The organism is Geothrix fuzhouensis (genome assembly GCF_024609325.1).
Taxonomy (GTDB): Bacteria; Acidobacteriota; Holophagae; order Holophagales; family Holophagaceae; genus Geothrix; species Geothrix fuzhouensis.
Genome location: NZ_JANHMQ010000002.1, coordinates 555,982 through 568,239 on the forward strand (window position 1 = coordinate 555,982; position 12,258 = coordinate 568,239).

At 65.9% G+C, this 12,258-nt stretch carries 14 protein-coding genes; 9 read left to right on the plus strand and 5 right to left on the minus strand.

All coding sequences use genetic code 11. The annotated features are described in order from the left end of the window. The first annotated feature begins 127 nt into the window (after nucleotides 1–127). From NOV74_RS09780 to NOV74_RS09790, 3 genes are read left to right on the plus strand one after another with little or no spacing between them, the layout of a single operon-like run. Nucleotides 128–487, plus strand: coding sequence for a cytochrome c3 family protein (locus NOV74_RS09780; protein ID WP_257311657.1), 360 nt, complete (start codon nucleotides 128–130; stop codon nucleotides 485–487). Nucleotides 488–540: 53 nt separating this feature from the next. Then, on the plus strand, nucleotides 541–1,431 hold the full coding sequence (locus tag NOV74_RS09785) for an aldo/keto reductase (protein ID WP_257311660.1): 891 nt from the start codon (nucleotides 541–543) through the stop codon (nucleotides 1,429–1,431). Nucleotides 1,432–1,435: 4 nt separating this feature from the next. Further along, nucleotides 1,436–2,161: an efflux RND transporter periplasmic adaptor subunit gene (locus NOV74_RS09790; protein ID WP_257311663.1), complete on the plus strand. Its 726-nt coding sequence runs from the start codon at nucleotides 1,436–1,438 to the stop codon at nucleotides 2,159–2,161. Between the two features lie 38 nt (nucleotides 2,162–2,199). On the opposite strand, the gene NOV74_RS09795 is transcribed toward NOV74_RS09790, so the two are convergent. The 3 genes from NOV74_RS09795 to bioB all read right to left on the minus strand — a co-directional run bounded on the left by NOV74_RS09795 (nucleotide 2,200) and on the right by bioB (nucleotide 4,126). Next, nucleotides 2,200–2,445: a CDGSH iron-sulfur domain-containing protein gene (locus NOV74_RS09795; RefSeq protein ID WP_257311666.1), complete on the minus strand. Its 246-nt coding sequence runs from the start codon at nucleotides 2,443–2,445 to the stop codon at nucleotides 2,200–2,202. A 65-nt stretch (nucleotides 2,446–2,510) separates the two neighbouring features. Continuing rightward, on the minus strand, nucleotides 2,511–3,170 hold the full coding sequence (locus tag NOV74_RS09800; protein ID WP_257311669.1) for a hemerythrin domain-containing protein: 660 nt from the start codon (nucleotides 3,168–3,170) through the stop codon (nucleotides 2,511–2,513). A gap of 5 nt (nucleotides 3,171–3,175) precedes the next feature. After that, on the minus strand, nucleotides 3,176–4,126 hold the full coding sequence (bioB, locus tag NOV74_RS09805; RefSeq protein WP_257311672.1) for a biotin synthase BioB: 951 nt from the start codon (nucleotides 4,124–4,126) through the stop codon (nucleotides 3,176–3,178). Between the two features lie 218 nt (nucleotides 4,127–4,344). Here bioB and NOV74_RS09810 point away from each other — a divergent pair, with 218 nt between their 5' ends. The 3 genes from NOV74_RS09810 to NOV74_RS09820 all read left to right on the plus strand — a co-directional run bounded on the left by NOV74_RS09810 (nucleotide 4,345) and on the right by NOV74_RS09820 (nucleotide 7,688). After that, the gene (locus NOV74_RS09810; RefSeq protein WP_257311675.1) at nucleotides 4,345–6,471 is read left to right on the plus strand and encodes an alpha-ketoacid dehydrogenase subunit alpha/beta; all 2,127 of its coding nucleotides are present in this window, start codon (nucleotides 4,345–4,347) and stop codon (nucleotides 6,469–6,471) included. Nucleotides 6,472–6,623: 152 nt separating this feature from the next. Further along, nucleotides 6,624–7,325, plus strand: coding sequence for a hypothetical protein (locus NOV74_RS09815; RefSeq protein WP_257311679.1), 702 nt, complete (start codon nucleotides 6,624–6,626; stop codon nucleotides 7,323–7,325). Between the two features lie 159 nt (nucleotides 7,326–7,484). Next, nucleotides 7,485–7,688, plus strand: coding sequence for a cold-shock protein (locus tag NOV74_RS09820; RefSeq protein ID WP_257306334.1), 204 nt, complete (start codon nucleotides 7,485–7,487; stop codon nucleotides 7,686–7,688). A 64-nt stretch (nucleotides 7,689–7,752) separates the two neighbouring features. On the opposite strand, the gene NOV74_RS09825 is transcribed toward NOV74_RS09820, so the two are convergent. Next, complete coding sequence (locus NOV74_RS09825) at nucleotides 7,753–8,097, minus strand: hypothetical protein (RefSeq protein WP_257311681.1); 345 nt, start codon at nucleotides 8,095–8,097, stop codon at nucleotides 7,753–7,755. A 179-nt stretch (nucleotides 8,098–8,276) separates the two neighbouring features. Further along, nucleotides 8,277–8,954, minus strand: coding sequence for a TetR/AcrR family transcriptional regulator (locus NOV74_RS09830; protein ID WP_306672399.1), 678 nt, complete (start codon nucleotides 8,952–8,954; stop codon nucleotides 8,277–8,279). Between the two features lie 141 nt (nucleotides 8,955–9,095). Here NOV74_RS09830 and NOV74_RS09835 point away from each other — a divergent pair, with 141 nt between their 5' ends. Genes NOV74_RS09835 through NOV74_RS09845 form a run of 3 tightly spaced genes read left to right on the plus strand, consistent with a single transcriptional unit; the run spans nucleotide 9,096 to nucleotide 12,258 of the window. Continuing rightward, nucleotides 9,096–9,779, plus strand: coding sequence for a CerR family C-terminal domain-containing protein (locus NOV74_RS09835; protein WP_257311684.1), 684 nt, complete (start codon nucleotides 9,096–9,098; stop codon nucleotides 9,777–9,779). A 1-nt stretch (nucleotide 9,780) separates the two neighbouring features. Further along, complete coding sequence (locus tag NOV74_RS09840) at nucleotides 9,781–11,082, plus strand: TolC family protein (RefSeq protein ID WP_257311687.1); 1,302 nt, start codon at nucleotides 9,781–9,783, stop codon at nucleotides 11,080–11,082. Between the two features lie 30 nt (nucleotides 11,083–11,112). Continuing rightward, complete coding sequence (locus NOV74_RS09845; protein ID WP_257311690.1) at nucleotides 11,113–12,258, plus strand: efflux RND transporter periplasmic adaptor subunit; 1,146 nt, start codon at nucleotides 11,113–11,115, stop codon at nucleotides 12,256–12,258.

The following is a 12,258-nucleotide window of genomic DNA, read 5'->3' on the forward strand; positions in this document are numbered from 1 at the left end:
CCAGCCCAATGGATCAGTTTACCCATGGGGGCACTGGCCATCCAGGCGGGAGACCAAGGGGGAAGGCCCTTGAATGTAATGCGATATCATGGTCATCATTGTCATCACGGCACGGATGGGAGGCTGCATGCGTCTTCTTCGGATGGGGATCCTGGGGCTGGCAGGACTGCTGGCGGCCGGGGTCGGCCTGGCCCAGGAACGGCCGCTGCCGGCGCCCCACGTCAAGGCGAAGCTGATCTGCCACGACTGCCACCAGAAAGAGAAACCCACCACCGCGGCGGTGCCGGACGAGGCCTGCATGGTCTGCCACGGGGACTATCCCGCGATGAAGGCCCTGACCAAGGACGCCAAGCCCAACCCCCATGCCCCTCCCCAGGCCTCGCCCCACGAACCCTACCCCTGCACGGACTGCCACCGCCAGCACAAGCCGTCCGCGGTGAAGTGCCTGGAATGCCACGAGGGGAAGTTCACCTTCAAGATCAAGTGAGCTCTGGGAGCGAGTGATCGCCACCTGCCGCAGATTCCTGGCAGGATTCCTCCATGGGATCCTCAGCCGCTCCTGAACGCCACTTCGACCTGCAACCGGATGGTGCGGCGCGCCTGGCGCTGGGGACCATGCGCCTGCTGGACTGGCGTCTGGACCCAAGGGCCCTGGCTCACTTCCTGGCCGAGGCGGCGGACGCGGGCGTGGGTGTCCTGGACACGGCCGACATCTACGGCGGCGGGGAGGTGGAGCCCGCGCTGGGAGCGGCCTTCCGGGAGGCGCCAGGTCTGCGCGACCGCCTCCGCCTCGTCGGCAAGTGTGGCATCCGGCTCCGGGTCGGGGGCGTGGCCGTCAAGCACTACGACACCTCCCGCGCCCATGTGACGGCCTCGGTCGACCGGACCTTGCGGTGCCTCGGGACCGACCACCTGGACCTCCTGCTCCTCCACCGGCCCGACCCGCTTCTGGACCCGGACGAGCTGGCCGGGACCTTCGCGGATCTGCGGGACTCCGGCCGGGTTCGGTCTTTCGGCTTGTCCAATTTCCAGCCTGCCCAGGCGGACCTCCTGCGGGCCCGCCTGAGCCTGCCGCTGGTTGCGCACCAGGTGGAGGCCTCCCTCTGGCATCCCGACCCCGTTCTGGATGGCACGCTGGAGCATGCCAGCCTTGCCAGCTTGGTGCCCATGGCCTGGTCGCCCCTGGGAGGTGGTCGACCTGCACCGCCGGCCCTGGCGGCTGGGCTCGAGCGGCTGGGCCGGTCGCTGGGGCTCACGCCGGCCCAGGTGGCCCTGGCCTGGCTGGCCCGCCATCCCGCCAAGATGATGCCGGTGCTTGGCACGGGCCGCATCGAGCGGATCCGGGAGGGAGTGGCCGCCATGGCGACGGCCCTCGACCGCGAAGTTTGGTTCGAGCTGCTGGAGGCCGCCACCGGCCATGCGGTACCCTAGGAGGATGGGCCCCAGATCTCGCCTCCTCCCTCTGCTCCTGATCTGCCAGGCTCTCACGGCGGGAGGGCTGGCGCTGGAAGGCCGGGTATTCCCTTTCCGCCAGGTGGAAGTCAGTGCGCCGGTCTCGAGCCGGATCACGGAACTGCGTGTGGCGGAGGGTGAAGTCGTCAAGGCGGGCCAACCTCTGGCCCAGCTCTACGGGAAGTTGGAGGAGCTCGAGATGCAGCGGGCCAAGGCAATGCTGGAGCGGCGAGAGTTCGAGGCCAAGGGCGCCAAACGCCTCTACGACAGCAAGATCATCCCCGAGGGCCGGGCTCTGGAGTCACGCATCGAGCTGGAACTGGCGCGGCTCCAGTACGAGACGGCGGCCGAGCAGGTGCGGCTCCGCACGGTCGTGGCCCCCATGGATGGCGTGGTCGTGACCCGCTATCACGAGGTGGGCGAGGCGGTATCAGGGGCGCAGCCGATGTTCCGGCTCATGGACCTGAGCCGGGTTCTGATCCAGTGCGCCGCGAGCCCGGAATCCCTGGCCGCGCTCACGCCCGGGCGGAAGGTGCGGGTGCTCGTGATCGAGTCCAGTGGTACCGAGCACGTCGAAGGGGAGGTGACCCTGGTTGACCCCTGCGCGGATGCCAAAGGCAAGGTCCGCGTGAAGGTGGTGGTGGCAAACCCGGACAGACGCATCCGCGCCGGCCTCAAGGCCCAGGTGTTGCTTCCCGAAGGCCCCTGAAAAACGCTCAGGAACTGGGTTTCATCCGCCCACTGAGATCAGAGCTTTTTGTGGGTGCCGTCGCACATGGGCTTGGTGCCGCTGTGCTTGCAGCCGCAGAACCACTTGGTGCCGGTGATGTCGGCGGTATAGGCCATGGGCACGAACGGGCCGCCCTTGTGGGAACCGTCGCAGAACGGCTGCTTCTTGCTGTTGCCGCAGGCGCACCAGTGGTAGGTCTTGCCCGCTTCGACCTCCACCTGGTACGGGCCCTTCTGGGCGATGTGGGGCGTGGGATCCGTCATGGCGTGCCTCCTGTCGGGGTGCCTGTGGATGGGAGTCCACTATAGTCCTACCGTCCAGGAAACCCTCAATCGTCCCGGCGCTCCTCCGCCTCCTCCCACTCCAGCTCGGTCCACCACTCGTACTCAAGGCCCTCGCAGGTGGTGCCGAAGGAGGGGCAGGCCACGCAGCCATCGCCGCGATGGACCTCGGCATCGTGCAGGGGCGGATAGGCCTTGAGCAGGGCGAGGGCACCTTCCCGCGCGGCGGCCTCAGCCTCCGTCATGGGACGGGAGGGTAGCTCCCGCACATGGAAGCGGCGCAGGCGCTCTTCGCCCTGGGGGTAGAGGACCGAGTTCTCGGCGTCGATGTGCCGCCACAGGGAGCGGCTGTAGTCCACGGCCAGCGCCTCCACCTGGACACGATCCTCGTCTGCGGCCAGGGCGGAGCCCAGCAGGCCTTCCAGCCCGTCCAGCAGGCCCGCCATGCGCCGGTGCTCCTCGGTGAGGGCCGCGATGGGGCCGCGGTCCGCGGGCAGCTCGGCCCGTTCCGCCAGGGCCTTGAAGAGCACTTCCTCCTCCTTGTGGTGGTGGAAGTCGCCGGCGTAGTGCCGGAAGAAGCCCATGAAGCGGGCGCCGTCGGCCGGGTTGCCCCGGCCCTCAAGCCGGACCTTCACGAAGGTCCGCAGGGAGCCCAGCATCTGGTCGATGAGGTCGTGTTCCGCGCGGAGGTCGTCGATGAGCTTCATGATGCCTACAGCATAACGGCGGCGCCCTCCACCCGCATGCCCAGGGCGTTGAGCAGCCAGTGGTCGTGGTTGCCGCCGGGGTTGGGCGTGGTGAGGAGCTTCTCGCCCGTGAAGATGCTGTTGGCGCCCGCGAAGAAGCAGAGGGCCTGCAGCTCGTCGCTCATCTGCGTGCGGCCGGCGCTGAGGCGGATGCGGCTCTTGGGGAACAGGATGCGGGCTGTAGCGATCATGCGCACAAGTTCGAGCGGGGGCAGGGGATCCACGTTCGCCAGCGGCGTGCCGTCCACGGCCACGAACTGGTTGATGGGGATGCTCTCGGGCGCGGGCTCCAGCTCCGTCAGCTCCTGGAGGAAATGGATGCGCTGATCCACCGTCTCGCCCATGCCCACGATGCCGCCGGAGCACACCTCCAGGCCTGCGGCGCGCACGGCGGCGATGGTCTCCAGCCGCTCATCGAACTTCCGCGTGTGGATGATGGTCTCGTAGAAGTCGCGGCTGCTGTCGATGTTGTGGTTGTAGACCTGGCAGCCCGCGGCCTTGAGGCGCTTGGCCTGGGCCTCGTTGAGCATGCCGAGGGTGACGCAGACCTCCATGCCCATGCCGGACACGCCCTGCACCATGTCGAGCACCGCGTCGAAGTTGGCGTCATCCTTCACTTCGCGCCAGGCGGCGCCCATGCAATAGCGCGTCGAGCCGTTCGCCTTCGCTTCGGCGGCGCCGGCCAGCACCTTCTGCACGTCCTTGAGGGGCTCCACCTTCAGGTCCGTCTGATAGCGGGCGCTCTGGGGGCAGTAGGCGCAGTCCTCGGGGCACGCGCCGGTCTTGATGGAATCCAGCGTGCAGAACTGGATCTCTTCCGCGTTCCAGTGGGCCCGGTGGGCCGTGGCCGCCCGGTAGAGCAGCTCGGGCACGGGCAGATCGTGGATGGCGCGGATTTCGGCAGGGGACATGGGCATGGGTCACTCGCAAAGGGCCCATTCTATCCATAAGCATCGGCGAGGCGATTTATCGACCCATGGATCACTTATTGATCTGCACTGGTCTGTGCCGATTGTTGAAATTTGCCGGACAGGGCCCTGGGAATACCGGAGTAGACGGGTCTCCCCGGGACAGGAATCCCCTGTGCTAGATTGAGAGGCCCCGAATGGCTCAGAACCCCTTGTGAGGAGTGCCTTTGGCCGCCCGTTCCGACCTGTCAGTGCCCGCCACGACCCTGACCCGCGAACAGCGGGTCCGGCTCTTTCGCACGATCTATGCGGCCCGCCGCATCGACGACAAAGAGATCATGGGCAAGCGTCAGAACAAGGTCTTCTTCCAGATCAACGGCGTGGGCCACGAGGCCATCCAGGCGGCGGCGGCCATGTGTTTCCGGCCTGGCCACGACTGGTTCTTCTTCTACTACCGCGACCGGGCCCTGGCCTACGGGCTTGGCTACACCGCCAAGGAGATGTTCCTGGGCTCCGTGGGTTCCGTGGACGATCCCGCCAGCGGCGGCCGGCAGATGCCCAGCCACTGGGGCCACCAGGGCCTGAACATTTTCACCACCTCAAGTCCCACCGGCAGCCAGTTCCTCCATGCCGTGGGCGCGGCGGAGGCGGTCCTCCGGGCCGAGCAAGGCGGCTTGCAGGATGTGTTGGGCATCGCCTCCGACGAGGTGATTCTGACCACCACGGGCGATGGGACCTGCAGCCAGGGCGAGTTCTGGGAAGCCGTCAGCAATGCGGTGAATCTGAAGGTACCCGTGGTCTTCCTGGTGGAGGATAACGGCTACGCCATCAGCACCCCCAGCGAGGTGCAGTACCCCGGCGGCAACGTCGCCGCCCTCCTCAAGGGCTACGAGGCCCATGGCCTGCTGATCCTGGATGAGGTGGACGGCTGCGATCCCCTCGCCAGCTACGCGGCCATGAAGGCCGCCGTGGATCACGCCCGCGCCCGCAAGGGGCCGGCCCTGGTGCGGGCCAAAGTGATCCGCCCTTACAGCCATTCCCTCTCCGACGACGAGCAGCTCTACAAGTCCAAAGCCCAGCGGGAGGCCGAGGCCTTGCGCGATCCCATGGCCGCCTTCGCCAATCAGCTGGTGGCCTGGGGCGACCTGAGCCCCGAGCAGCTCCAGATGCTGAAAGAAGAGGTGCAGGCCGAGATCGACTTCGCCTGGGAGGAGGCCGAGGCCGCCCCCAGACCCGCGCCCGGAAGCTTCTATCAGCACCTGTACAGCGAAGAGGTGGACCCCACGTCGACCGCCTTCGATACGGAACAGGCGGCGGGCGACCAGGCCACCGGCGCCAAGACGATGATCGACCTCATCAACGCCACCCTGAAGCATGAGATGGCGCGGGACCCGCGCATCCTCCTCTTCGGCGAGGATGTGGCAGACGCCAGCCGGGAAGAGATTCTTGGCGAGGTGAAGGGCAAGGGCGGTGTCTTCAAGGCCACCCATGGTCTCCAGAAGCAGTTCGGCAGCCACCGCGTTTACAACTCGCCTCTGGCGGAGGCCACCATCATCGGCCGGGCCATCGGCCTCGCCGCGCGGGGTTTCAAGCCCGTGGTGGAGATCCAGTTCTTCGACTACATCTGGCCCGCCATGCAGCAGCTCCGCGATGAGCTGGCCACCATCCGCTGGCGCTCCAACGGGACCTTCAAGGCGCCCGTGGTGGTGCGCGTGCCCATCGCCGGCTACCTCATGGGCGGCGCCACGTATCACAGCCAGTGCGGGGAGAGCACCTTCACCCACATCCCGGGTTTGAGGGTCGTCTGCCCCAGCACTGCCCTGGACGCCGCGGGCCTGCTGCGCACGGCCATCCGCTGCGACGATCCCGTGCTCTTCCTGGAGCCCAAGCACCTCTACCGGCAGACCCACAACAAGGGCAACGATCCCGGCCCCGACTTCCTGATCCCCTTCGGCAAGGCCCGCACCGTGCGCGAGGGCACGAGCCTGTCCGTCATCACCTACGGCAACACCGTGCACCGCGCCGTTCAGGCCGCGCGGGAGGCGGAGAAGGAAGGCATCTCCGTGGAGATCATCGACCTCCGCACGCTCAACCCTTACGACTGGGAGGCCATCGAGCGGACGGTGAAGAAGACCCACCGCGTGATCGTGGCCCACGAGGACACACTCAGCTGGGGCTATGGCAGCGAGATCGCGGCCCGCATCGCTGACGAGCTGTTCTTCCACCTGGACGCCCCTGTGCGCCGGGTGGCGGCCAAGGACACCTGGGTGGCGTACTACCCGGCGCTGGAAGACGAGATCCTGCCCCAGCCGAAGGATTTCCTTGAAGGCTATCGGAAAATAACCGCAGTTTAAGCCGCATGAAACAGGCAAGCCATGCAAAAAACCGATAGGATGGGCCCATCACCGGAGGGTCCATGCGCCTGGTTCCCATCTTGCTTCTCCTCGCGAACATCCCGGCATTCGCACAGTTAGGACGCTCAAGTGACTGGGGGCGCCCGCCGCAGATGAGCTGGACCCTTGGGTTCCATTGGGTGCAGCCTTCGGTATCCGCCAGCCTCCAGGGCAGCCGGCACGGCAAGGCCTCCTTGGTGGATACGGATGCAGATCTTGGTTTGGCGCGAGATGGCAGGCCTCTCGGGGCCCTCCTGGAGTATCAGGGAGAGGCCTACGGTTTCCAGCTCACCTATGATTCGGAGCGCTACCGCGGAGACCGGGTGCTGCCGCGTGCCATTGCCCTCGATGGCAGGCCCTACTCTGCGGGAACGCCCCTCCAGACCAGCGCAAAGGTCGAGGTCATGGAGGGCACCTGGACCTATAAGCTCATCCGGAATCCCGACGCTTGGCTGGGCTTCGACCTGGGTGTTCAGGTCTTCCGGTTGGACCTCAAGGCGCTCCCCCTTACGCCTGTGTCCAGGGTCCAGCTGTCCAATCACACTGGGGTAGTGCCACAAGTGGGCCTCACGGGGTGGTCCTCGGGGGTCGATGGCCTGTTGGAATCCAGGATCTACGCCCGGTACTTCACCTACCGGGGAGCCACCTCCTTCCGATATGGAGTGGATGCCAGGGCCTACCTCTATCCGAACTTCGGCCTGAGGGCGTTCTTCGAAGACGGTCACGTGCGCGTTCCCGGCGGATCCCTTGAGGGAGACCTGGAACTCCATGCCGACCGGCGGATCACGGGCCTAGGTTTGGTGGTCCGGTTTTGAAAATCGAGACAACCCGCAGAAAAAAACGGTGGACTCCGGCAATCCTGTCATGCTGTTTGGCGTGACCCGCCAGGGGCGGAATTCACATCAACGCAATGACGGCCTTGTCTGGGGAATGTCATCGCTAAATCATCACCAGACATTCTGCAGGAAACAGTCATGGCACAGGGCACCGTCAAGTGGTTCAACGCCGAGAAGGGCTTCGGCTTCATCACCCCCGATGAGGGCGGCGCTGATCTCTTCGTCCACCACACCGCCATCCAGGGCGGCGGCTTCCGCACGCTGGACGAGAACCAGCGCGTCAGCTTCGAAGTCGCACAGGGCCAGAAGGGCCCCCAGGCGACCAACGTCCAGAAGATCTAGTTCTTCTTACCGTTCCAAAGAAAAGGCGGCCCATTGGGCCGCCTTTTCGCAGTCGCCTTGGGGTTTAGTGGTGGTCGTGTCTGTTCGTCACGGCGGGTTTGCCGATGAATTCGGCTTTGCGTCCGAAGAAGATCACCCACAAGCCGAAGAGTCCCAGGACCACGAGGCCCAGGGCCATGAAGGCATGCCGGAGGGCCACCAGGCCAGTCCAGTGGAAGCCCAGCAGGCCGATGATCAGGCCGAGGAAGCCGGTGCCGATGAGCACGAGGCCCCAGCGGGCCGAGGCCAGGGAGGTCTGTTCCACCTCTTCGGGGACGGTGCCGAGGGGATTCTTCACCTCGCCAGCCACATGAGTGCCCTGGAAGATCAGGACGAAGAAGAGGATGAAGTAGAAGACTAGGAAGAGCATGAGTAAACCCTCACCTTTCTTCCTAACACGAATTCCCACCCCCCGGGTGTATTTCGGAGCAGGGGTCACAACCTCTCGCCTCCCCGGATATCCTCGGAACTACTTGATTTCAGTGTTCATCCAATACATTCCGGCCCGCCAGGAGGAAGCAAGGGAGAGCAAGGCCCAGGAGGACGAGTTCACCCTAGGCAGCGCTCTGCGTAGTCAGGAGAATGACGGCAGGCTTCATGTCCGGCCTCCCGCCCCACGCAGGACCAGGTCAGAGCGCGATCCACCCAGACGCTGGGCTCTTCCTCGATCCCGCTCCGGTGGCTGTGATAGAGCGAGGCTTCGAGGACGCCGAAACAGAGCTGAGTGAGGAACTCGACATCCAGATCCTGGAGCTGTCCCACCTCCACCGCGACGCGGAGGATGCCCTTCAGGCGCGCCCGTTCGGTTTCGTAGATCCCCTTCAGGCGGGGCAGGAACCTGGACTCGAAGCCCCAGTCGTAGTGGACCCGATCGTGGATGAACATGGGGAGCCAGATAACCCTGCCTTTGAACTGGTCCGCATGGATCAGGAACATGGCGCGCAGCTGCTCCAGGGGTGGACGGTCCACCCGGAGGATCGCCTCGGCCTGGGCCATGAAGTGCTCCGCCCGGCGGGCAACCACCTGTTCATAGCGTTCCTGCTTGGAGGGGAAGTGCTCGTAGAGCCCCTGCATCCCGATCTGGGCCTCGGCAGCGACCTCCTGCATCGTAGATTCCTCGAAGGACTTCCGGCTGAACACCCGACTGGTCGCACCCAGTAATAGGTCTTTGCTTTGTTGTTTTTCCAGCATCTTCCGGCCCATGGTCATCGGAAACCCCGAACCCATATTCCGAATTGAGAATTTCAGTTATTACCGTCAAGTCTTCAATCAATTCACTTCGAGGAGGTCTTTCCTGCTTGACTGATTCAAACGATTGATTAATTCTTGGACCATGTTGTTCAATCGGTTGATTGGAAACGAGGGGACATGAACGCACAACCCACCGACGCATCTTTTGACACGCGGCAACGACTCATCGAGGCGGCGATCCTGACGTTCGCCGAAAAGGGTTTCGATGGGGTCGGCATTCGCGAGATCGCCTTGAGGGCCAAGGCCAATTCGGCCTTGGTGACGTACCATTTCGGCGGCAAGGAGGGCCTCTACCTGGAGGCCCTCAGGTACATCTTCAACCGGAAGGCCTGCCATGTGGCCGAGCTGGCCGCCGCGCCCCGCTTCGAGGGGCCGGGGGCCCGCGAGGCGGCCATCCAGGGCCTGAAGAGCCATATCCGTGCCTTCATGGAGGACCTGATGGCCTGCGACCGCGGGCCTGATCCGCTGGACGAGGCCGCCATGGCGCTCATGGCCCGCGAGATGCAGGCACCCCGCCCGGTGTCCTCGGCCCTACTCATGGAGCAGATCCGGCCCCACGTCGAGCACCTGATGCACTGCCTCCAGGTGCTGCGCGCCGACCTTACCACGGACGAGCTCCTGAACATGGGCATGAGCATCCAGGGCCAGATGCTCTACTTCCGCAACTCCCTGGGGATCGCCCGGCTCATCCGTGGGAACCCGAACTACCCGGAGGACCTCGAGGGAGTCATCCGGCACTTCACCGATTTCAGCCTGCGGGGACTTGGTATTCCCGAAGCCTTCCCCCAGTCGAGGAACTGACATGCTCCTGTTCGCCCCTCCCGCCCTCCAGGCCCCGCCATCGACCGAGGCCCCCCGCGCACCCTTGGCCCTGGATCTCTCCGGGGCGCTCACCCGCGCCCGGTCCGAGAATCCCATGCTCCGGGCCGCCAAGGCCCGCGTGGACGAGCGCCGCGGCCTCATCACCAGCACCCGGGCCGATGCCCTGCCGCAGCTCACCTTGATCGGCGACTTCACCCGTGCGCGGGACGTCTCCATCCTCAACAGCGGCTTCGCGGATAGCGCGGCGGCTTTTGGCCTGACGCCCTCCTCCCTGGTGGGGGCCCGGAGCATCTACACCAGCCAGGCGAACCTGACCCAGCCGCTGTTCTATTGGGGCAAGCTCGGCACGGCCGTGGAGATCGCCAAGATGGGTGAGAAGGAAGCCGCCTATGGCTTCAGCACCTCCGAACTGGATGTCCTGCACGGGGTTGCCAAGGCCTACCTGGCCGTGTTGACGGCCCAGGCGGAGCAGGAGGTGGTGGAGACCCGTCGGAAGACTGCCGAACAGTTCGTCTCGGACGTCAAGGCTCGCCTGGAGGCCCAGACGGCCACCGAGCTGGACCGGCTGCGCGCCGAGAGCGAGCTGCTGGCCGTGATTCCCGAGGCGCTCCAGGCCGATGCCAACGTGAAGCGCGCCCTCGAGGTGCTGAACGGGCAGCTGGGCCTGGATCCGAAGACGCCCTTGGCCCTGGCGCAACTCGGGCAGCCGGTACTGGGTGCGAGGCCTGCGGGGGCCGAGCGCAGCGAGCTGGCCCAGCTGAGGCAGCAGGAAGCCATGTACCGGGCCAACGAAAAGATCATCACCTCGGATCTGCGCCCCAAGTTTGATTTCAGCGCCAGCTATGGCTACCAGGCGGGCAAGACGGACCTGCTCTTCAAGGAGCCGTACGACACCTGGAAGGTGAGCGTCACCATGAAGTTCCCCATCTTCGACGGGCTGCGCAGCTCGGGCAAGCGGGCCCAGAACTCGGCCCAGCTCGAGCAGGTAAAGCAGGCACGCATCGACCGCGAACGTTCCATCGCCATCGAACAGAGCACCGCCGACCGCGAACTCGAGAAGGCCATCGCCCTGGCCGAAGCCTCGAGCAAGGCTCATGACGCCACGGTGGAGGCCTTGCGCATGAGCCGCGAGTCCTTCGACCAGGGGCTCATCACCTCCCTCGACCTCCTCCAGGCGGAGCGCTCCGAGCGCCAGGCCGAAAGCCAGCGTCGCCGCGCCGAGCTGGGTCTTTGGGCCGCCCGCTTCGACCAGCGCCGCGCCCTGGGCCTTCCTCCTTTGTAACGAATCCCGACGCATCCTTCGGAGCCGACCATGAACCGCAAAGCCCTTCTTCTCTACATTGCCGTGCCCGTCGTCGTGATCGCCGGGGCGGCCAGCTACCACCGTGGCAAGCGCAACACCGAGCTCGATCATCAAGCAGTCGTGAAGGCCGAAGGCGAGGTGCCCGTCACCCTGGTGCCAGTCCAGGAACGCACGTTCCGGCCCGCTGTGGCCTTCACCGGTACCCTGCTGGCGGTGAATCGCGCCGAGCTGAAGGCGGAGGTCACCGGCCGGGTCACCCGCGTGGCGGTCCAGGAGGGTGATACCGTCGCCGCCGGGGCCCTGCTGGGGGCCCAGGATGAGGATGACTACCTCCTGGGAGTCCAGGCGGCCGAGGCCCAGGTGGCCCAGGCCCAGGCCCAGGCGCTCCAGGCGCAGCGCGACAACGACCGCTCCGTGATGCTGCTCGAGAAGCGCAGCATCACCCGTCAGGCTGCCCAGCAGGCCGAGACGGCCTACAACGCCACGAAAGCGGCGGCCCAGGCCGCGCAGAGCAACCTGGGCTTGGCCCGCCTGCGGTTGAAGAAGGCCCGGCTCGTGGCGCCCTTCGCAGGTCAGGTGGCCCGCCGGGCCGTGCAGCCCGGCGAGATGCTGAACCCCGGTCAGACGGCCTTCGAGATCGTGGACAACCGCAAGCTGGAAATCCGCGCGGACCTGCCCGCTGAGGCCATGGCCCAGGTGAAGGTGGGCCAGCGGGCGACGTTCCGGAGCATCGGAGTCGACCGGCTCGTAGAGGGCCGGGTGGCCCAGGTGAGCCCCAGCCTTTCCCAGGATGGCCGCACGCTGCGGGTGCGCGTTGAAGTCCCCAACCCGGATGGGACCTTGAAGGGCGGCCTCTTCGTGGAGGGCGTCATCCTTGGCGAGGGCGAGACCAAGGCACCGTCCCTACCGGCCACGCTGGTGAAAGCGCAGGACCGGGATGCGGAGATCTTCGTCGCCGAGCAGAACGTCGCCCACCGCCACAAGGTGGTGCTGGGACCGGAACAGGACGGCTACCGGCCCGTCAGCGGCCTGGGAGTTGGTGTCCAGGTTGTCGACAGCGGCAAGGATCTCGTGGCCGAAGGCAGCCGCCTCCGCGTGATCAGCGGCAGCGCCCCAACCAGCGCGAATGGCGGCTCCGCCGCAGGGGGGAAGTGA

What these genes read in the sequence shown, in the direction of transcription:
- NOV74_RS09785 (WP_257311660.1), top strand. Translation starts at nt 541, where the DNA reads ATGGGATCCTCAGCCGCTCCTGAACGCCACTTCGACCTGCAACCGGAT.
- NOV74_RS09820 (WP_257306334.1), top strand. Translation starts at nt 7,485, where the DNA reads ATGGCACAGGGCACCGTCAAGTGGTTCAACGCCGAGAAGGGCTTCGGC.
- NOV74_RS09840 (WP_257311687.1), top strand. Translation starts at nt 9,781, where the DNA reads ATGCTCCTGTTCGCCCCTCCCGCCCTCCAGGCCCCGCCATCGACCGAG.
- NOV74_RS09825 (WP_257311681.1), bottom strand. Translation starts at nt 8,097, where the DNA reads ATGCTCTTCCTAGTCTTCTACTTCATCCTCTTCTTCGTCCTGATCTTC.
- NOV74_RS09835 (WP_257311684.1), top strand. Translation starts at nt 9,096, where the DNA reads ATGAACGCACAACCCACCGACGCATCTTTTGACACGCGGCAACGACTC.
- NOV74_RS09790 (WP_257311663.1), top strand. Translation starts at nt 1,436, where the DNA reads ATGGGCCCCAGATCTCGCCTCCTCCCTCTGCTCCTGATCTGCCAGGCT.
- NOV74_RS09815 (WP_257311679.1), top strand. Translation starts at nt 6,624, where the DNA reads ATGAGCTGGACCCTTGGGTTCCATTGGGTGCAGCCTTCGGTATCCGCC.
- NOV74_RS09780 (WP_257311657.1), top strand. Translation starts at nt 128, where the DNA reads ATGCGTCTTCTTCGGATGGGGATCCTGGGGCTGGCAGGACTGCTGGCG.
- NOV74_RS09845 (WP_257311690.1), top strand. Translation starts at nt 11,113, where the DNA reads ATGAACCGCAAAGCCCTTCTTCTCTACATTGCCGTGCCCGTCGTCGTG.
- NOV74_RS09830 (WP_306672399.1), bottom strand. Translation starts at nt 8,954, where the DNA reads ATGGGTTCGGGGTTTCCGATGACCATGGGCCGGAAGATGCTGGAAAAA.
- NOV74_RS09800 (WP_257311669.1), bottom strand. Translation starts at nt 3,170, where the DNA reads ATGAAGCTCATCGACGACCTCCGCGCGGAACACGACCTCATCGACCAG.
- NOV74_RS09795 (WP_257311666.1), bottom strand. Translation starts at nt 2,445, where the DNA reads ATGACGGATCCCACGCCCCACATCGCCCAGAAGGGCCCGTACCAGGTG.
- bioB (WP_257311672.1), bottom strand. Translation starts at nt 4,126, where the DNA reads ATGCCCATGTCCCCTGCCGAAATCCGCGCCATCCACGATCTGCCCGTG.